Source organism: Niallia sp. FSL W8-0635, assembly GCF_038007965.1.
Classification (GTDB): Bacteria; Bacillota; Bacilli; order Bacillales; family Cytobacillaceae; genus Niallia.
Map to the genome: position 1 here is coordinate 860,255 of NZ_JBBOYD010000001.1, position 20,851 is coordinate 881,105.

A 20,851-nucleotide genomic window follows, 5' to 3' on the forward strand; every position below is an offset into this window, starting at 1 on the left:
AAGGTGTACATAATCAAAGAATGAGATATGTTCTCTTCGTCTAATACAGGCCTTTATTGTTGTAAATTGACTATTATCTAACTAACTATCATGCATGTTAAGTAACGATAGATTATATCTTTTAATAGAAAAATATATTTTTAAATTCCTTATGGATAATTATCATGCTTAAATTCAGAACATTCAATACAAGCAAATAGATGTATGGTAAAATATTACTATAAAATAGTTGATTATATTCATTCGGAGGTCAGGCATCGTCTTCAGTATTATTTTAGGAGGAAGTAATTATGATTATCCAGGAAAATAAATATTTTGAGCAATTATCAAAACATAGATCTGGTCTAGCTGACGCACTAGATGACCCTGCTTTACGAGGGGTTAAAACTAGTGTTGTCGAGAAGTATTCAGATCAGGCACATTTTATTTACGAGTTGCTCCAAAATGCTGATGATGCTAAAGCGACATCAGCTCGTTTTGAGTTACATAAGGATTATTTAATTTTTGCCCACAACGGAACACGGCGATTTTCTATATCGGATCCAGATAAAGACTCTGAAAAGGGTATGTTAGGTGATATTAATGCAATAACATCTATCGCCAACTCTAATAAACTTGAATCCTCAATAGGAAAATTCGGAGTTGGGTTTAAGTCTGTGTTTCAGTATACCTCAACACCCCATATTTTCGACCCAAATATCTTTTTTAAAATAGAACGGTTTATCGTCCCAAAACTAATTAATGAAGATTTTTCAGAGAGAAGGGCAGAGGAGACACTTTTTGTTTTTCCTTTTGATCACCCTGAGAGAGGGCCAGAAGAGGCATATGAAGATATTTCAGAAAAACTTCGTTCATTAGATTATCCACTCTTGTTTCTTTCAAATCTTAAAGGGATTTCTTTCAAAATCTCAGATACTATAGGATTATATCGCAAAAGCACTTTACAAAAGGAGAAATTCACTGAAACCAGTGCCGAGTTAATCTCCCTAATACAAAATGACGGTGATGAACATTATGAGGACAAACTATGGTTGTTTTCGCGTGAAAATGGAGATGGCCATGCATATTCAGTAGGTTTCGTTCTTGATAAGGAAGAAAATCTGACTGCAATACAACATCCAGCATTTTGTTTCTTTCCTACAAAGGAAGTAACAGGTCTAAACTTTATACTTCATGCACCATTCTTGCTTACTGACAGCCGGGAAGGTATTCGGGCTGGTGTTCCGCATAATATGAAAATGATAGAAATGTTAGCAGATTTGGCGGCAGACAGTCTTGTTTATCTTAGGGATATTGGACTAGTAAAAGGCCATCCCCTCATTACTGATGAGATATTTGATATTATTCCATATGATGAAAGTAAATTTAGTGATACAAACGATAAAAGAAAAATTTCGTTCAAGCCATTCTATACTTCTATACAGGAAAAGATGAGTAATTATGAGTTGCTACCAGCTGTGGATGGCTACGTTTCAAAGGACAATGCATACTGGGCGTTTGTACCTCAAATTGCGGAACTTTTTTCAGACAATCAGTTGGCTACACTAGCCAGAAATCTAAAAGCAAAATGGGTTTTCACATCGTTTGGACGGCAAGAAACGCAGCGTAAAAATAAGTCACTGACTGATTATATTGAGTCAATAACATCTGTTTGGATTGATGAAAAGGATATTATTGAAGGATATGATGACATTATCGTGGGTATTAATAGTGATTTTATTGAGGCACAACAAGTTTCTTGGCTACATAAGTTCTACCAGTGGGTTTCTGAAACAAAGGGAAGAACTGATTTGATTAAACAGAAACCAATTTTTCTTAATCATGAAAGAAATGCAATGGCTGCTCTTGATGAAAATGACCAAGTTGTGTTATTTTTACCAACCGATACAGATGGATATAACACCGTGTTACCTGAGATATTAGAAAATAATGGTACCGCCGATTTTCTTAAACAGCTAGGAGTTGATCGTCCATCAACGCGAGATGAAATATATAATCATATTCTTCCGCTTTATAAAGATAACCATGAGGGAATTGACACCACTCAACATTTTCTGAAATTCTTTGACTATTATAAAGAATGTCCGAAAACAGAAGTAGATGATTTTATTAGACTCATAAAAGAATGTGCGTTTATTAAATACCGGTCTGCTGATAATGATACTATTTATCGTGGCAAAGCAAGTAATCTTTATTTACCAACCGATGACCTTAGGATATGGTTTCAGGCTAAATTAGATACTAAATTCATAGAATTTGGTGAGTACTTAAAATTAGTTGGTGAAAGCAATAAAGAGGATTTAATCCGTTTTTTTACTGACCTTGGAGTGAAGGATGAGCCGCGGGTTTTATTACGTGAATTGAGTTATGAAGAAGCTAAAAAAATTCGTGATTATTGGCCTGATTATACTAGATATAGGAAATGGGAAGAAAAGTATATAGATGGAAGTAAAGAAATAATAGAATATCTAATACAAGAGCAAAATGTTGAATTATCCATCATGATTTGGAATCAGTTATTAAAGTATGTTGAATATGGCTATTCTTATAATGGTATTAGAAGTATTTTTAATGGCGCATATAAGTACTTTTACCGTAACCCAAGGTCAATGGTGTTTGATTCGAGTGAAGCTATCAGACTTCGTACAGCGCCATGGCTGCTTAATAGAGATGGGCATTTTATGGCAGCAGGGGAACTAACGGTACAAACCCTATCTCAGCAATATAATACGTCAATAGACGAGGCAGTGGAGCTTATTAATTATTTGAAGATTCAAGATCATATTGAAGATAGTGAGTATGTCAATGATGGTTTAACTGATGAACAGCGTACGAAAATTGAACTGGCTGAAGCCCTATCCGATATTCCACTCGAAGAAATTAAGTTGTTTGCGGAACAATATCGCGCAAAAAAAATTAACACAACAAAGGTTGATGGTGACGAAACTGATAATATTCTAGAAAACTCTGCTGTTACTCGTATAGCAAAAGAAATCACTAAACGAGCTGTTTCTGATTCAAAAGCAAAGGAAACTACTCCTACTAATGCTCAAGCGATGACAGATTCTGACGAGGATGATTACACGAAACCTTCTATTAATTTTAGCAAAAAAATTGAGCAAGCAAAACAACGTAGCGCAAGTGAAATAGCAGAAATTGCTTATCTTGATGAATTGACACAAAAAGCGTTAAAGGCAGATAAATACTCATTCGGATGGTTTAAAGCTTTACTTGAATTGGAATCGCTCAATAGTGGAGAAAACAAGACCAATAGTAGAGAAATTTCCATAACTTTCTCAAAGGTTGAACAGGAGCAAGGTACTTCACGAACCCTAATTTTAAAACACCCAAGTCGCTATATACCACAATCTATGGAAGACCTTGCGGATATTCCTCTTGAACTACATTTTGCAGATCAATCGATAATCAAAGTAGCAATTGAAGTTGTAAATGTAAAATCATACACGTTAAGGGTAAAATTAAGGACAAATGCACAGATTGACGGAATAGATTTATCATTAGTCACTGAGGCAAGAATCGAGGCAAAGAATCCTGTGTTTCTATTGGAGGAACTAAAGAATGCCTTTAATAAACTTGATTTCGATGACTCCTATGATATGCAGAACAATCTCTGTGAAAATATCGAATTTGTATTTGGGCCACCTGGAACAGGGAAGACAACACACTTAGCGGGAGAGGTTATTCTTCCTCTTATGCAAAAAGAGGAAAACTTGAAAGTTCTTGTTTTGACTCCGACAAACAAAGCGGCTGATGTTCTTGTGCGTCGACTAATGGAGATGGATAAAGATCAAAGTTATGCGGACTGGCTTGTCCGATTTGGCGCAACGAATGACAGTGAAATCGAGCAGAGCGGAGTTTTTCGTGATAAGACTATCGATATTCGGTCCTTTCCAAGACATGTAACTGTCACGACAATCGCTCGTTTTCCTTATGATTATTTTCTTCCAGAAGGAGATACGAGACTTCATTTGAGTGCGCTTAAGTGGGACTATATAATTATTGATGAAGCGTCCATGATACCTTTGGTAAACATCATTTATCCACTGTATAAGAAGACACCTGAGAAGTTTATAATAGCTGGGGATCCATTCCAGATTGAACCAATTACAACTGTCGATATTTGGAAAAATGAAAACATTTACACTCTGGTAGAGCTTGATTCATTTACTAAACCAACAACAATACCCAACCCGTATCCTGTCAAGCTTCTAACCACACAATATAGAAGTACTCCTGAAATTGGAGAAGTGTTTAGTCAGTTTGCATACGGAGGTGTATTACAGCATAATCGTACCGAAGATAGCAGGCGACCTTTAGGTATTGAGGATTCAATTGATATAAAACCTATCAATATTATAAAATTTCCGGTGAGTAAGTATGAGAGCGTATTTCGACCGAAACGGCTACAAAGTAAAAGTAATTATCAGGTGTACTCCGCACTTTTTGCATTCGAGTTCGTAAAGTACATGTCTACACTCATTGAACAGGCTAATGGAGATGAGTTTTTTCGAATAGGTTTAATTGCACCATATCGTGCTCAGTCTGACTTGATTGATAAGTTAATGGCATCATTCACATTCCCTAAGAATATTGATGTTCAAGTAGGGACAATCCATGGATTCCAAGGTGACGAATGTGACATCATAATTGCCCTATTTAATCCGCCACCGTCTATATCGGCATCAAAGCATATGTTTCTTAATAAACTTAATATTGTAAATGTATCTATTAGTAGAGCTAGGGATTATTTGTTTATACTTATGCCAAATGATGATACGGAGAATGTAGAAAACCTTGCAATGATAAAGAGAGTAGAAGATCTATGCAAGGAACAGCCGAACTGGATTGAGCAGGAATCCCATTATATCGAAGAAGTAATGTTCGGTAGCAGCAACTATCTGGAGGATAATTCGTTTTCAACAAGCCATCAATTGGTAAACGTATATGGAAAGCCTGAAAAACGTTATGAAGTTAGAAGTGAAGACAATGCTGTTGATGTTCAGATACATGATTAGTTAAGGATATAAACAATTAGAAATGTGGGGGTGGGCCTCTTCTTCACAGTAGATCCGTCCCCATGATACCGAAGCTGGATACACGTAGGTTATATAGTGGCTACACAAAGGATATATAAAGGATACATATTGGATACATAAAACCCAAAATAACTTACAAGTGACAGGGAACAGCATACCTTTAGTTTCATAGGTAAGTGTTCCCTTTTTTGTTTGATTCCTAATTATATTCTTTCTCCCTCAATTCCTTCATTGCAGCCATTACCTTGTCTAAATCCTGATCCAGAATATGACATGGATAGATTGCTCTAATATCTCCATTCTTTCTTGCCCTTTCAAAATTTTCCTCTTCACCATACTGCACAAATGGAACACAAGCCTTATGGATGTTGCCAGGTTCAGCTGTATGCCAGTGTACAGTTCCATAAAATATTCGATAGTAACGTTTTTTTCCTTTTAATTCGCCATGACTTGATGGAATAAGCTTGAATTCCCATTCTTGATAAGTTGGTTCTTTCTCCAATAATATCACCTCTCCACTTGAATTAAAGTAATTATAATCCGTATCGAATTTAAGAACAAAGCCGATATTCCGAGATTTTCCCTATAGCATTCCTATACTGCCTATAGGAAATTCTCTCGTTATCTAACAATCCCATTGATTTTGAATTTTCTTTTTCCCTAACATGGCGGAGTGATAAATTGGAAAAAATTGCGAGGGAATTTTATGAATGTGCTGCCGATAACCATTTTGTAGCACAGAAGAACCTTAAAAATTACTTCACATGTGCTCACGAAACATAGATAGGAGGTGGAAATAAATATGGCTCAACTTAAAATTGGCGAATTTTCCAAGAAGGTTGGTAAGCATAGCAATACGGTTGCTAACTGGTTCAATCAACTACACGAATTAAAGCTTCACTGTGTGAACAGGTCTCCTTTAACTGGAGAAAAGGTATACGATGAGTTGGATTTACAAGTCGCACTTCATATCAAGGAGCTAAGGGATAAAAAGGTTAGTATTAATGAAATATTTGAAGATATTAGTAATCATTGTAATCTGAGATATACCAGTGTAGATGACTCACTTGATGAAGTTGGAGAGCTCAATTCAGATTACGAGCGGTTAAAAATGGAATTGCTTTACATCGTGCAAGATATTTTAAGTGAAAGTTTATGGGATGAATTTGAAACCATAAGAGAAAAGCTCGAATCATTTATAAATGGATTACCTAGCATGATGGACGAGCGACATAATAGAATAAAAGATTTATTGGCCGTTAGAAGAATTGAAGCGGAGTTAGAAACAGAAGCACTTCACAAGTGGTCCACTGAGCCAGTGTCAGTCCGTATAAAACGTGGTTTTTTCTTTAATAAGGAAGAAAACATTGAAGCACGTAACCAATATGTAAAGGGTTATATCATGAAAAACTTAGAGGAGCGTACTTTAAAAACAATTACATTCCAGGATGACCGGGAAACCCCTTCTTAAGCACTTATATTAAGTGAACAATTACGGTTACTGAGTAACTGTGCATTCTACCTCGTTATATTTAGAGAAGTACTTGCTGAATCAAGAATAGTGAGTACTTCAGGGCAAAAAAACTAACTAGAACTATATATGTATAAAATTAATTAGAGAGGAGCCAATATTATGGCATATTTATTAGGTTATGATTTAACCGATTATGATATAAAATTAATTGAATGTCTCGTTAATTATAGAGGTGTTAAACCTTATCATTTTGCAGTAATGAAATATGGTAAGAATTTTACGGAAAGTCAGGAGAAAACTATCTATAAGTATCTTAGGAAATTACTTGATCAAAAATTGATTGTTAAGTATAAATTGCAAGATGGGTCAGAGGGATCCATGTATTATCTTACTTCCAAAGGTTACGAATTAGCAAAAGACTTATTTAATATTGAGGAGGGAAAAAGGGGAGAAGGTTGGATTAATGAAAATGGATTTACAAATTATGGTGACTTTCCATATGAATTATTTTCTCCTCCATTAGAACAAGCTCCCCATCATTTATTACTGGTTGATTTTCTCTTTAAATTAAAATCTATTAATACAACGTTTATTGAACATCGTATCAATCTTTATAGCGCTGTAACTTATGGCAACTCTGAAAATAAGTTTCGTTTTCGTCCAGATGCTGAGATTAGATTAGAGAATAATAGGACTTACGCGATTGAGATTGATAGAGGTAGCGAAAACCATGAACAGCTTTGTAAAAAGTTTAGAACGTACCGACATTATTATGAGACAGCAAAACAAAGTGCATTAGATGTTAGACATGCCGGAATTATTTTTATCGTGGAAGATAAGCGAAAAAAACATGGCATGAAACGTAGATGGAAGAATATTTGTGCAGCATTTATCAAGGAGGTGGGAGACTACCACAAAGATGTTAATCTTATTATGACAACTGTCAGTGATACTAGTGAAACTATTCTTTTTGAGATAAATAGAAAGAATTATGAACAAAGGTTTATCAATAAATTAAGCACTTTTCTGAAGAAGAAAGGTAATCAGGATGTAAACCTTTATCTAATCAATGATCTAGATAATGATTATAAGCAAATCATTACAACTAATATGGCTGAAAGTAATGCGTTTTATGTAAATGTTTATATAACATCGCAAACATTTGAGGCAAACGTTTATAGTAAATTTATGAATGTTTACCGTCAAATAAATGCCATTAAAAATCAAGAAGTAGTTAAAGGTCTAGAGTTTAGAGGCTTTAGAAAGGCTATAATTTACGGAAACGAAATGCCTTATCTAATTAATGATATTGGACCATACGAGTTAGATAAGGAGTTCAACAATGTGTTTCGGGAATTTAATGACAATGTTCATTATTATAGAGTTGATGATGTCTTGGTATAACATGTTTGTGACTCAGTATCATTTCTAGTTATAATATTGTTAGTTAACACGCAGTTTATCAGTATGATTTTGCAATATACCCGCCTGGAGCAACACTGGTACATGCGATTGTATTTTTTATAGTAGCTACTTCAAAAAAAGCAAGGTGAATTGTTAGAATGGAAGAAATATCAAAAAACATTGGAACTGTCCATGACATAGACGAATTTGCGTTTATAGCAGAAATAGAAGACTATTTCTATAAGCAGCAAGATCAGGATGTAGAAATAGAACTTCTGCAGGGTAAAAGTACAACAGAAGGTTTATTAAATTTGAGGGCAACTAATAAAAATGGTAATGTGACTGTTTTAAATCATGATGACTCAATTAAGCTTATTGAAACAGTATTCTTTATTAGGGCAGATGAGGTATATGTGAATTTCGCTGGGCACATTGTATATCTGATTGTTTTGAAGTAATCCATAATATAGGCTAAATCGAAAAGCCTATATTATGGATCTTTTATGCCATTAAAAGGGTTACATTAGTTGCTCTCCTTTGTCATCATAGTAGGTTTCAAAATGCCTTGTAATTAAATCAAATAATTCCTTTTGAAATTCTTCGCTTGTTGTATTGATACCAGGAAGATGGCCTACTTTTTTTAGTAGAGCTTCTTTTTCTATGTTTCTATCAATCAAGTATTTCACCTCCTCGTACAATTCTGGATATTTCTCTTCGATAATCATTGCGGTATATTTAAACACCACATTCTTACTTCTTTTATTGAGATCATCTCTAAATCGAGGGAATAAAGCTTTTTCGTGTTTTGGTTTCATCTGCTATCCCCACCTTTAATAATATTTGTAATCCGTTACGCATTGTTGCACCTTCTTCGTTGTTATTTAGAGTTAGCAAACTCTATAAAAAGAGATTAATTGAAAGAGATGGAGGTGTCGAATTGGTCAGAGGGTATGATTGTATTGGGCTTTTTACAGATATAGGAATAAAGACAATAAGAGGAAGTTTTACTGAAATGGGCATTAGATCCATGACTTGAAAAATATCAAAAATTAATGATTTTCGTTATAATATAGGTAGCAGTGAAGGCGTTCACTGTGGGATATAGGTAGTATCCATCCGACTCACTCTTCCACAGGGATCATCGGGTGGATATTTTTTTATGCTTTCTTTTTATTTTTAGAAAAATCTATTTATTTTCTAAATCAAGAATTGATATTTGTCTATCAATAACTTTAGAATTTCGTGATTTTTAGGAGTATCCCCAAGTACGTATATAAACTTACAAACTGTGGGACATTTCCTATTTTCAAATAGAATATAAGATTAAGTCTTATACAAATGTAAGATCAACAGCAGACAGATAAGATGCCCAAAAGTGGGATACAAGCAATATCCACGTTCTTATCACTTATAAGAAGGGTGGATATTTTTCATGTATTAAAAGAGTAACAATAATTACTAACCTATAAAACCAGAATTTGGTTGTGTTACTTAAGAACTAGTTATAAAATAAAGATAAAGTATAAAAAAAGTAAGAACATCGAGGTGATTCTATGGATATAAAAATCTTTCAGAAGACACAAAGAGATTTAGCAGCGACTATAAATGTTGTAATAGATAAATATTGGGAAGATGGAATAAGTGAAAATGAAATGATAGAAATTGTTCAGAAGTTATATAGCAATAATGATAGTAAGTTCTTGAAGGATGACCAATTTACTACTGTACTGCGTCAACAATGCGGTAAGCGCAGGTTAGAAGTGATTAGTAAGGTGTTGAACATTACCGTGCAACATCGTTAGATTGAGGTGTGGAATTGAATACTTTTTTAACAGAAAATGAAATAAGACAAACTGTAAATATATTAATAGACAAATATAACGTTAGTGATACGATGCTAATTAAATTTCTGGGTACAGATAAATACTTGCAAATTAACAAGATGCTAAATGATTTAGAAGAAGATGACCTAGATAAAAATAAATTAGCACGGATGGTTGTCATTGAGAAAGGTACATACCTGTTTTCAGGTAGTAATAATAACATCAGGGAACTAAGGTCGTATTTATTAAAACAAATTGATAATAAGACACTAAGTCAATTGTACGAAAGAAATCCAATAAGCAACAGGAAAATTCAATCCCCTTCATATATGCCAAATGCTTTAGCAGAAAAGAGATGGTCAATGGGAGGAAAATGGCCAAGAGACTTTGTTCAAACGCTTGGTTTTCCTTTGATTTTTTCAGGTATTTCAATTCCAAAGGACCATAGCACAGACCCTATTCAAGATATTGAACCAAGAAAAATGGTTCCGCCATTAGTCGAATATCAAAAAGGTCTAAAACAAAAGATGTTGTCTGTTCTGAATCAAGAAAAAGAAAAGACGAGATGCGTTGTTACTTTACCGACAGGTGGGGGTAAAACTAGAGTAGCAGTTGAAAGTTTCATAGATTGGATGCAACCCCGTTTTAATGAAGGAAAGTATTTATTATGGATTGCCCAAGGTGAAGAACTTTGTGAACAAGCAATATCATGTATATCGGATATGTGGCAAGAGAGAGAGTTTCCTGAGACATTGAGAGTTTATCGTTTTTTTGGCGGTAAGAAAATTAAAGAAGAGGATTTAATCGGTGGAGCTGTAATTGCAAGTATTCAACAATTATATACCCGAATCCAAAGTGAAGATAAAGCATTAGATGAAATATTAGCTAATTGTGGTGCAATGATTATTGATGAAGCACATCATGCTACGACAAAGAGCTATGAATTACTTATCAATAAAGCTAAGGAATTAGTAGGTGAAGATCTCTTTCCTATATGTGGGTTAACTGCTACACCAGGTCGAAGTAATGAAGAAACTATGACCCTTGTTGAACAATTTGAAGCTTATTTAATTCACCCATCTTTACCAGATATGAAGCGCTATGAAGTAAATCCTCTCTTATACTTTAGGGAAGAAGGATATTTAGCTGAACCATTGTTTTTACTTCATGAAGATGGTGAAGAGATTGAAGTTACAAACGATATGATGGATAGTGAACAAGATGATATAAATAACGAATTCCTTAATATTTTAGCAAAAGATGAAAAAAGAAATTTTCAAATAATAGAGTATATGATGGATATAGCAGTAGGTTCATCTTCTTTAGTCTATGCATGTACCGTTGAGCATGCGGAATTCCTAGCATTAATGATGAATTCAGTTGGGAGAAAATCAGCTGTTATTTCTGCAGATACTCCAAAACCTATTAGACGAATGCATATTTCGGCGTTTAAGAAAGGTGAAATAGAATTCTTATTTAACTACGGAGTGTTAACAACAGGATTTGATGCTCCAAAAACAGATCATATTCTTATTTGTCGTCCAACTTCTAGTATTATTCTTTATGAGCAAATGGTAGGGCGGGGACTAAGAGGGGAAAAATTTGGCGGTACCAAATACTGTAAAGTTGTTGATTTCTCTAGAAATATAAAACGTCATGGAGAACCTCTTGCCTATGCTAGATTTATAAAAGAATGGCAGGTTAAAGAGGTAAAGGACTTTGATGGGGTGATGGTATGAAACCAGGGGCTACGAAATTAGAAAAATATTTAAAGTCAAGTCAAGAGAACTCAATGTCTGTTTCTGACTATATGGAGATAGATAGTAAATGGACAAGTCGTACTTTAAAAAGGATAGTTGATGAACACCCGGATTTATTTCAGATAACAGAAGGTAAAGTAACATTATTATCAAAAGAACCTGTTAATTATGAAGGATATAAAGAAACAAGATCTGAGATAGTAAATAAATTAGAAAAATTTCTGGTTGGACCTTTTGATGAAAACGAGGTTCTAGGCAAAAGAAAAAGACCAATGGCTTTATACTTAACGGGAAAACTTGTACCTTTTGGTTCATCGGCAAATGTTATAAATGAGGCTGATCTGGATATTCAAACGAATCAGCTGACTGAAGACGAAAAGGTTGATGAATACTTAAGTAATCGTGACATGTTCCGTCCTTCCAGTATGGGTTTTAGCTTTAAGATGAAAAAGCTAGGGAAAGTAACTATAAATGCAGGTTGGGCGATGTATTTAGGGGAATCTCATGAAAGATCCCAGAAAAAAGAAACATGGACAGTGGACCTGAAATCAGATGTTACGAAAATATTAGAAAACAAAAATGCTGATTCAGATCCTGCCCGAGTAAAATATTCTGTAATGAAGAGAGATGGAATTTATCATGTAAGTATCTTCCTATATAACTCTTATCAGAGGGATGATCAGTATCCGAAACAGGATGAAATTATGTTTCAAACAAAATTGTCAATTAGTTTTGAAGAAGATAATATGGCAATTTTCACTTCAAAGGCCGATCGATTTAATGTTGCGGATGAATTACTATATCGTGATTTTAAGGAATTAGCAATTGGCCATGGGGTAGGTGTGGATTGGAATATTGAGAATGGAAAAGTGAATATAGAATCCACTTGGCTTCCTTTCTATGAGTTACCAGCAGTAGAACATACGACATTTGAAGGATATTCTTTTTCCATGAGAGACCTTAGCAGGATGTCAGCTACAGAACTAAATGATTATTTATCAATTATACCAAAACAATATAATAGATGGCTAGATTTTCAGTCTGATGAAATTAAGGACTTGGAAGTACATTTAAAAAAAGAAGCGGAAGAGAACATAAAAAAAATCAGGAAAATAATTCAGCGAATTGAAAATGGTATTAAATTCATATCAAAATCAGATGATTGTATTGGGAAACAAGCTTTCCAATTTGCTAACAAGTGTATGATGTTGCAACGTGCTCACACGAAGGTGTCGTTGGAATATAGATCATCCAATAAAAGAACTAGGCCCATTCATGATGGGAAATGGCGTTTGTTTCAAATTATGTTTTTGCTTATGAGTATTGATGGTGTCTCTGATAAGAACCACGAGGACAGAGAAATGGTAGATTTAATTTGGTTTCCGACAGGTGGAGGAAAGACTGAAGCATACCTAGGAGTAGCTGCATATCTAATGGCATTTAGAAGACTAACTTCGGATATTTTTAATGTGGAAGAGTATGCCGGTGTGACTGTGTTTATGCGTTACACTTTACGTCTTCTAACCACCCAACAATTCCAACGTGCAACCGCACTAGTTTGTGCAGCAGAATATATTCGAGGAGAACAACCACATAAATATGGTACAGTGCCTTTTAGTATTGGACTTTGGATTGGTAATGACTCATCACCAAATCTATTGAAAGATGCTAGTGAAAAAATGGATGAGATTAGACGAGGAAAAGAAGTTCTAAAAGGAAATCCAATGCAACTCACACATTGTCCATGGTGTGGAACGGAATTATCACCTGATGACTATCATATTACTGAAAAAACTCAGAAAATCAGCTGTCATTACCCTCACTGTGAGTTTTATGGTGATTTAGGGCTCCCTGTTTATACTGTTGATGAAGAGATATACAAAAGGGTTCCAACTATTATTATCGGTACAGTTGATAAAGTTGCTCAACTACCTTGGAAAAATAATATGTACGAGCTTTTCGGACAGAAAAATTTCTATCATCCAGAAAAAGGATTTATTTATGAAGATAAGGAAACGAAACGTGGTTGGGAGAGGATTGACCGATTAAAACCACCGGAGTTAATCATTCAGGATGAACTTCATTTAATTTCAGGTCCGCTTGGTTCATTAACAGGGCTTTATGAAGTAGCCGTAGATTTATTATGTCAACAAAATGGGATAGGTCCAAAAATTATCGCTTCCACAGCTACCATACGTGGTGCAGATGAACAAGTCAAAGCATTGTACGGTAGAGAGGTAACGCAATTTCCACTAGCAGTACAAAAATCAAATGATAACTTTGTATCTTACTCATTAAAAACGAAGGACAAACCCGGACGTTTATATGTTGGAATTTGTGCACCTGGTGTCAGTGGGAAAATCCAATCAATTCAAACATATGCAGCTTTGACAACAATTACACGTGATTCAAAATCTGAGTTTATTGATCCATATTGGACAATGTTAGGTTATTTTAATACAGTCAAAGAACTTTCTGGTATGTTAACTACATTTAAAGATGAAATACCTACGCGGTTAAATATGTTGGACAGTAGTAGCCATTTTTCACATGAATTAAATGTGGAAGAAATGACAAGTAGAAAAAAAGCCAAAGAAATACCAGAGTTGCTGAATAAAATGGAGCAAACAGTTAACGAACAAGGCGTGTTAGATGCTGTTTTAGCAACAAATATGATTTCTGTTGGGGTTGATGTGAATAGACTTGGAATTATGGTTATGCATGGACAACCAAAAACAACTTCAGAATATATACAGGCGACAAGTCGGGTTGGAAGGGAATATCCTGGATTAGTATTAACTATCTTCAATTCCATGCGTTCACGAGATTTATCACATTATGAACGTTTTAGGGCCTATCATCAAACAATCTATCGTAATGTTGAAGCAATGAGTGTTACGCCATTTTCAATAGGAAGTAGAAAAAAGGGACTAACTGGTGCGTTTATAGGTTTCTTAAGACAGTCGCTCATTGAAATAAGTAACGAAAAGAGTGCCAATAAATTTTATAATTCTGAAAGAGTAGAAGCACTGAAAAATAAGTTTGTTGAACGCATTTCTAAGACGAATTCTTGGGAGAAAGTAGAAATAGAAGAACACCTAACAGGGTTTCTGAAATGGTGGGAAACTATGTCAGATAAGTATCAGGAACAATTAAGTTATAGATTAAGTCAATACAGTAAAAACCACTTATTAAAACAGATTACTGAAAAAGCAAAAACGAAAGAATCCAAACCAGCAATGATGTCGCTAAGAAATGTTGAAGGTGAAATTAAGGTGGAAGAGATGTGGTTTAAAGATGAGTAAAGAAATGGGGACATTGCGCCCTTCACAGTTAATCTATCACTTTGGACCAGGTTCTATTGTAGATATGATGAATCAAAGTGTAATCGTTATGGCAGTAGATTTGTGGAATACACGTTATACACCACATGAAACAGATGAACGAATTACTAGGGCATTGAACATAGATTATATAAAATTACTAAACGAAAGACCAGACTCTGTTAAAGTCAAAGCAACGCCATTTCCGAAGTGGAAAATTTGTCCAAGTTGTAACATGATGACAGATTATCATAATACTTATTGTTATCATTGCAAACAAAAAGGTGAAGAAATTGAGCTTTATCCCAGCAGATTTGTGATGTCTTGTAAAAATGGTCATATTAGTGATTTCCCTTATATGGAATGGGTTCATCAAGGAAAATCCTGTACTAGTGATAAGCCCATCCTGAAATTTATTCGTCAAGGTGATAGTGGTTCCTTATCAGATCTTTCTGTACAATGCGTAAAGTGTAAAGAGAAACAATCATTAGGTAAAATCATGCAAAAAGATTCATTAAAATCAATTTTACCATCTTGTACTGGTGAAAGACCATGGATTGGTGATACAGAATCATGCAACGAATCTATGGAAACTTATTTACGGGGAGCATCTAATATATATTCGCCAGCAGTGACAAGCTTTTTACAGATTCCGCTGAGTGAAGAAAATAGTGACCCACTGGTTTCTAAAGTGCTAGAAAATAAACCAGCATTGATAAAAGCAAAAGAAAAGGGATCAAATTCTTTCCAAACATTATTAAGCATACTTGATTTTAACGAATCGGATGCAGATAAAATTGAAAAAATTCTGTCTGGAGAATATGAAGAAGAAATAAGTTTCCAGTCGATAAGAAAACAGGAATGGAATACGTTATTCCAAGGAGATACGGATGATACTCATGATACTGGTTATAAATCGAGTTCAGTTAGTATTCATGAAAAAATGAAGCCTTATTTTTCAGCTGTTCATAAAATAGAATCATTGCCGGAAATCCAAGTTTTACAGGGGTTTACACGAATTGAATATTTAGATCGATTTGAATTCGCTGAATCAAAGGACTTGATTCCAGTTATGAAAGATAAGAACAACAAGTGGCTGCCGGGGATACGAAATAATGGCGAAGGTATCTTCTTTAACTTTGATAAGTATAAACTAAAAGAATGGGAACGTAATACAAATCATTCAGAGGTAACATCTGATATCATTTCGAGATATAATCGGAATCGGGATCAACTTGGTTACTCAGCGTTATCGATAGAAAGCAAACATTTGCTTCTGCATACGTTTAGTCATGCATTAATAAAGGAATTAGCCGCGCATTCGGGTTATTCGACAACATCATTGAAAGAACGAATCTACTGTAGTAATGAAATGCAAGGAGTACTCATTTATACGGCATCTGGTGATTCTGAGGGAAGTCTAGGTGGGCTAATAGAACAGGCTGACCCAGATAAACTTTATCCAATTTTTATTCGGGCTATTGAACGTATGATGTATTGTTCTTCTGATCCAAACTGTTCTGAAGGAGAATTTAAATTTCAATCAACTGCAAATGGAGCTGCATGCCATTCTTGTTCTTATGTTTCAGAAACATCTTGTGAGTGGGGAAACCAATTGTTAGATCGTCGTCTACTAATTAACATTAATCCGGGGGAAGATACTGGATTCTTTAATCAGCTGTAACTACTTATAAATGAAAAAGTAATATGGCATACACAAATTTGTTATTAAAATATACGTATATTAAAGTATTAATAGTATGAATTGTTTACATGGAAAACGGGATACTAAATAGCTTGGATTTAAAAAACGTCATTTTTGACTATATTAGAAAAAGGATGTTTCAAGTGACTATAAACAGTTTTAAAAAAGAAATTCAAGAAATGGAACAATGGTGGCATAAATTGATATTTTTATGCAATAGGAATGCACAATTTAATACTAAGATACCTATTACAGAACAATTCGAAAAAGTAAACGTTAATCTTATCTTAAGTCAAGGATTAATAAACTTAGCTAAAAATAAATATCCGCTATATGTTGAAGATATACTTTTAGAGGCTATTACAAATAGAAAAAAAGTATATCTCCTTCAACACATTGATATTCTTTTTGACCCAGTATTACAAGTTCATCCTGTACGTTTATTGGAGAACATTAGTAAGACATACAAAATAGTTGTTGAATGGCCAGGGAAATATGAGGATGATCAACTGTACTATGCTGAATATGGGCATCCTGAATATTTTTCTTGTCGTGAATTTGAAGGGAATATTATTATGAAGTAAAGATTTGGAGGGGAGTATTATGCTTCGTTATGATGAACTAATTTCATTCGATCCAGTTGAATCCGTTGTCCAATTAAGAGAAGCGGATGATAAAAGTCGTGCTATCTCACTATTAAAAACATATGTTATCTCAGATAATATGGCTGAAAAATTAATGAATGACATATTTGAAAACTTACAATTTGAACGTATGGTTGATAACAAAGGGATACTTATCGTTGGTAACTATGGATCCGGTAAATCTCACTTAATGAGTGTAGTATCAACCATTGCGGAATTACCAGGTTCTAGTGAACATTTGCGTAACAAACAAGTAGCGGAAAAAGCAACAGAAATAGAGGGAAAATTTCAGGTTATCCGTGCAGAATTTGGTGCAGTGACAATGCCTCTTCGTGAAATTATTTGTCGCCAATTAGAAAAAGGATTAGCAAAGATGGGGATAGACTATTCTTTTCCTGCGGCAGATCAAGTGACAAATAATAAAGATATGATGTACGAAATGATGGAATTATTCCATGAAGAATATCCTGATAAAGGATTATTACTTGTTATAGATGAACTTCTTGACTACTTACGTGGAAGGAAAGAACAAGATCTTACGCTAGATCTAGGCTTTTTACGTGAAGTTGGCGAGGTCTGTAATAACACTCGTTTCCGTTTTATTTCTGGTGTACAGGAGATGCTTTTTGATAATCCGAAATTCAGCTTCGTAGCAGATTCACTACGCCGTGTAAAAGAACGATTTAAAGAAACTCGTATTGTTCGTGAAGATATTGCTTTTGTAGTGTCAGAAAGGCTATTAAAGAAAAATGATGAACAAAAAGCTCTTGTTCGTGAACACTTAGGGAAGTTTAAGAAACTGTATAGTGGGCTATCAGAAGAACTAGAAACCTACGTTAATTTGTTTCCAATTCATCCTGCATACCTTGAAATGTTTGAGAGAGTACATATTGGTGAAAAACGAGTTGCTCTACAAACAATTACAGGAGAAATTAAAAAATTACTATCTGAAGAAGTACCTGAGGATTCAACAGGACTAATATCTTTTGATAGGTATTGGACGTATATCGAAGGAGATTCCTCTTTACGTTCAGATGAGCGTGTAAAGTTTATTACAGATAAAGTCGAGACGTTGAAGGGTATTATTCAATCAAGTGTGAAAAGGCAGTATAAAGCCATGGCAACACAGATGGTAAATGCCTTGGCGGTATTTCGATTAACTACCGAAGACCTAAAAACACCTATTGGATTAAACTCTGATACACTCAGAGATAAATTATTTCTAAGTCAGCCTTCCTTATTGGAATTTGAAGATGAAGCAGCTGATTTTTTGAAAACAACAATTGAAGCATCAATGAAAGATTTAAGAACAGCAGCTAGTTTTCAGTATATTTCTTTGAATAATGACAATGGCCAGTTTTATATCAACATCGATGAGTCAGTACCCGTGGATGAGCTTATTCGTCAACGTGGAGACGGTTTGAATGACAGTCAATTAGATAGTTATTATTTTGATGTGTTAAAACAGGCAACTGAAGTATCGGAGACTGCTGCCTATGTTTTTGGATATAAAATCTGGCTACATGAAATTCCTTGGATGGATAGGAGAGTAAAACGAGAAGGTTATTTATTCTTCGGGGCACCAAATGAGAGATCAACTGCCCAACCTGAAAGAGATTTTTACATATATATGCTTCAAGCATTTGAAGAACCGGATTTTAAAGATGAACAAAAGGAAGATGAAGTATTCTTCCGTTTAAAGAAAAAAAATGATACATTCATACAATTGTTGCGCTTATATGGGGGTGCAACAGAGATGTACAATGATACGACTACTAATAAAAAATTATATAAGCCTAAATTGGAAGACTATAAAAAGAAGTTAGTAAAATGGATTAAAGAAAATTTCGTTGATGCTTATGAAATTGTATATCGAGGAAAAAGTGCTGGAGTACTTGAACATGGGATGTTCTTGCCAAGTAACCCAGACACATTAGTAGAACTTGTAGATTCAATTTCACAAGACTTGCTTTCTCAGTGGTTTGAAGTGAAATATGAAGAATATCCTTCATTTAGAAAGCTTGAACATTCATTTTTGACGAAAAAGAATATACACACTTATGTTAAAGATGCTTTAGATTATTTGAATGGCCGTAAAACAAATCAAGGGGAAGCAATTCTTGATGGCTTAATCTTACTTGATCAGCAAGGGAACCCTACAACAATGAATTCAGGTTATGCAAAATGGGTAACCGACTCGCTTGATAGAATAGGTAATGGACAAGTATTAAACCAGAGTGAACTAATCGAGGTAATTAATACATCTCAAGGGACTCCAGATCAACGAATTACTAAAAGGTTTACCATGGAACCTGAATTACTAGTTGTAATCCTTGGTTCATTGATTCAAGATGGACAACTTGTAGTAACAGTTAAGGGAACACAGTATGAGGCGATGAATTTTAGCGAATTTATCCGACTTCCTATCCAAGATATTACTTATTTTGATCATATTAAAAAACCAACTGGATTACCTGTTCGTGAAGTACAAGCATTATCAGATCTATTCGATTCAATCAAGATTGATTTCTCGAATCAAGAAAGAGTTGATTTTGTTATTAAACAAATTATATCTGGAGCAAAGAAGGCTACTAATCGTACAGTTGAAATGATTGCAAGTATACGCAATAAATTTCATGTATGGGATGGTCCTTTGTTTACACAAGAAGAAATAGAAGAAAAGCATGAAAAGCTTTCAAGCCTCAATGATTTCTTGCAAGGGTTGCAGGTGTACAATACACGGGCTAAAATGATGAATTTAAAATTCAATATGGAACGAATTGAAAAAGAAAAGGCAAATCTGTTACTGTTGGATACATTAGATAATTTACAAAAGAAGATTAATGAATACACTAAAGTAGCTGATTACCTTGTGAAAGCTAAGTTTATTACTTCCCCTAGTAAGAATTGGATTGACGATGTCGATGTGTCACTAGATAACTTAAGCATTGCATTGAAAAATGATGAAGATTGTATAAACGAAATTCAGGAATTAGAGCGTCTGAAAAAAGATTATATAGATTACTATCTGTCTTTGCATCAGAAAATGCGATTAAATGCTACTGAAAGCAAAATGAAAACTGAATTATTACAAGATAAACAATGTGACGCATTACAAGTATTATCATCAAAGATTGAATTACTACCAAGTGGGGTTTTTAAAGATTGGCAAGAAAAAGTGGCTTCATTAAAGGTCTGTTATCATGTAACCGCCGATAAATTAGCACACACACCAGAATGTCAAAATTGTCACTTTAATCCACGTGAAGAACTGCTAAATGAAAAGCCGTCCCTTTCGGAACTTGATGAAGAATTGGATGATTTATTAGCGACATGGACAGATACGCTATTAACTAACTTTAATGATTCATCTGTAAAAGAGAGTATCGAGCTATTAGAAGTTGAGGAGAAGCAATTAATAAATGAACTAATACAAAAGAAAGCATTTACTTTGCCGATTCCAATTAAAGTAATAAATGCGATTAATAAGGTATTAAAGGGAATTCATCAGGAGCAAGTAGAAGTTGAACAAATAAAAGAAGTGTTTGGTAATGGAAATCCAATCACTGTAAAAGAAGTTCGGGATAATTTAGATATGTTATTACGTGCACTAGTCGGTAGTAATGATCAGGACAGAGTCCGTTTGACGGTTAGAAAATAG

Annotated in this window: 12 protein-coding genes; 10 read left to right on the top strand and 2 right to left on the bottom strand. The window is 34.4% G+C overall.

Annotated elements, in window-relative coordinates; genetic code table 11:
- Nucleotides 1-290 precede the first annotated feature (290 nt).
- Nucleotides 291-5,036, top strand: a complete 4,746-nt coding sequence (locus NYE52_RS04235; protein WP_341191909.1) for an AAA domain-containing protein — start codon at nt 291-293, stop codon at nt 5,034-5,036.
- A 220-nt stretch (nt 5,037-5,256) separates the two neighbouring features.
- On the opposite strand, the gene NYE52_RS04240 is transcribed toward NYE52_RS04235, so the two are convergent.
- On the bottom strand, nt 5,257-5,559 hold the full coding sequence (locus NYE52_RS04240) for a hypothetical protein (RefSeq protein ID WP_341191910.1): 303 nt from the start codon (nt 5,557-5,559) through the stop codon (nt 5,257-5,259).
- Between the two features lie 300 nt (nt 5,560-5,859).
- Between NYE52_RS04240 and NYE52_RS04245 the strand changes: the two genes are divergently transcribed.
- The 3 genes from NYE52_RS04245 to NYE52_RS04255 all read left to right on the top strand — a co-directional run bounded on the left by NYE52_RS04245 (nt 5,860) and on the right by NYE52_RS04255 (nt 8,393).
- On the top strand, nt 5,860-6,528 hold the full coding sequence (locus tag NYE52_RS04245) for a hypothetical protein (protein WP_341191911.1): 669 nt from the start codon (nt 5,860-5,862) through the stop codon (nt 6,526-6,528).
- Between the two features lie 162 nt (nt 6,529-6,690).
- On the top strand, nt 6,691-7,935 hold the full coding sequence (locus tag NYE52_RS04250; protein ID WP_341191912.1) for a replication-relaxation family protein: 1,245 nt from the start codon (nt 6,691-6,693) through the stop codon (nt 7,933-7,935).
- A 158-nt stretch (nt 7,936-8,093) separates the two neighbouring features.
- Nucleotides 8,094-8,393 (top strand): hypothetical protein, encoded by a 300-nt coding sequence (locus NYE52_RS04255; RefSeq protein WP_341191913.1) that lies wholly within the window; start codon nt 8,094-8,096, stop codon nt 8,391-8,393.
- A 60-nt stretch (nt 8,394-8,453) separates the two neighbouring features.
- On the opposite strand, the gene NYE52_RS04260 is transcribed toward NYE52_RS04255, so the two are convergent.
- Nucleotides 8,454-8,750: a hypothetical protein gene (locus NYE52_RS04260; protein ID WP_341191914.1), complete on the bottom strand. Its 297-nt coding sequence runs from the start codon at nt 8,748-8,750 to the stop codon at nt 8,454-8,456.
- Nucleotides 8,751-9,488: 738 nt separating this feature from the next.
- Between NYE52_RS04260 and NYE52_RS04265 the strand changes: the two genes are divergently transcribed.
- The 6 genes from NYE52_RS04265 to NYE52_RS04290 all read left to right on the top strand — a co-directional run bounded on the left by NYE52_RS04265 (nt 9,489) and on the right by NYE52_RS04290 (nt 20,851).
- Entirely contained in the window at nt 9,489-9,737 is a 249-nt protein-coding gene (locus tag NYE52_RS04265; protein WP_341191915.1) for a TIGR04540 family protein, read from the top strand.
- Nucleotides 9,738-9,751: 14 nt separating this feature from the next.
- Nucleotides 9,752-11,497, top strand: coding sequence for a DEAD/DEAH box helicase (locus NYE52_RS04270; protein ID WP_341191916.1), 1,746 nt, complete (start codon nt 9,752-9,754; stop codon nt 11,495-11,497).
- A complete protein-coding gene (drmA, locus tag NYE52_RS04275) occupies nt 11,494-14,823 on the top strand; it encodes a DISARM system helicase DrmA (protein ID WP_341191917.1) in 3,330 nt (1,109 codons plus the stop codon). The genes NYE52_RS04270 and drmA overlap by 4 nt, the downstream gene beginning before the upstream one ends.
- Nucleotides 14,816-16,525, top strand: a complete 1,710-nt coding sequence (locus NYE52_RS04280) for a DUF1998 domain-containing protein (protein ID WP_341191918.1) — start codon at nt 14,816-14,818, stop codon at nt 16,523-16,525. The genes drmA and NYE52_RS04280 overlap by 8 nt, the downstream gene beginning before the upstream one ends.
- Before the next feature lie 155 nt (nt 16,526-16,680).
- Nucleotides 16,681-17,130 (top strand): BREX-3 system P-loop-containing protein BrxF, encoded by a 450-nt coding sequence (brxF, locus tag NYE52_RS04285; protein ID WP_445669135.1) that lies wholly within the window; start codon nt 16,681-16,683, stop codon nt 17,128-17,130.
- Nucleotides 17,131-17,149: 19 nt separating this feature from the next.
- Complete coding sequence (locus NYE52_RS04290) at nt 17,150-20,851, top strand: DUF6079 family protein (protein ID WP_341191920.1); 3,702 nt, start codon at nt 17,150-17,152, stop codon at nt 20,849-20,851.

Coding starts and splice junctions, on each gene's coding strand:
- NYE52_RS04235 (WP_341191909.1), top strand. CDS start 291: ATGATTATCCAGGAAAATAAATATTTTGAGCAATTATCAAAACATAGA.
- NYE52_RS04245 (WP_341191911.1), top strand. CDS start 5,860: ATGGCTCAACTTAAAATTGGCGAATTTTCCAAGAAGGTTGGTAAGCAT.
- NYE52_RS04250 (WP_341191912.1), top strand. CDS start 6,691: ATGGCATATTTATTAGGTTATGATTTAACCGATTATGATATAAAATTA.
- NYE52_RS04255 (WP_341191913.1), top strand. CDS start 8,094: ATGGAAGAAATATCAAAAAACATTGGAACTGTCCATGACATAGACGAA.
- NYE52_RS04260 (WP_341191914.1), bottom strand. CDS start 8,750: ATGAAACCAAAACACGAAAAAGCTTTATTCCCTCGATTTAGAGATGAT.
- NYE52_RS04265 (WP_341191915.1), top strand. CDS start 9,489: ATGGATATAAAAATCTTTCAGAAGACACAAAGAGATTTAGCAGCGACT.
- drmA (WP_341191917.1), top strand. CDS start 11,494: ATGAAACCAGGGGCTACGAAATTAGAAAAATATTTAAAGTCAAGTCAA.
- NYE52_RS04280 (WP_341191918.1), top strand. CDS start 14,816: ATGAGTAAAGAAATGGGGACATTGCGCCCTTCACAGTTAATCTATCAC.
- brxF (WP_445669135.1), top strand. CDS start 16,681: ATGTTTCAAGTGACTATAAACAGTTTTAAAAAAGAAATTCAAGAAATG.
- NYE52_RS04290 (WP_341191920.1), top strand. CDS start 17,150: ATGCTTCGTTATGATGAACTAATTTCATTCGATCCAGTTGAATCCGTT.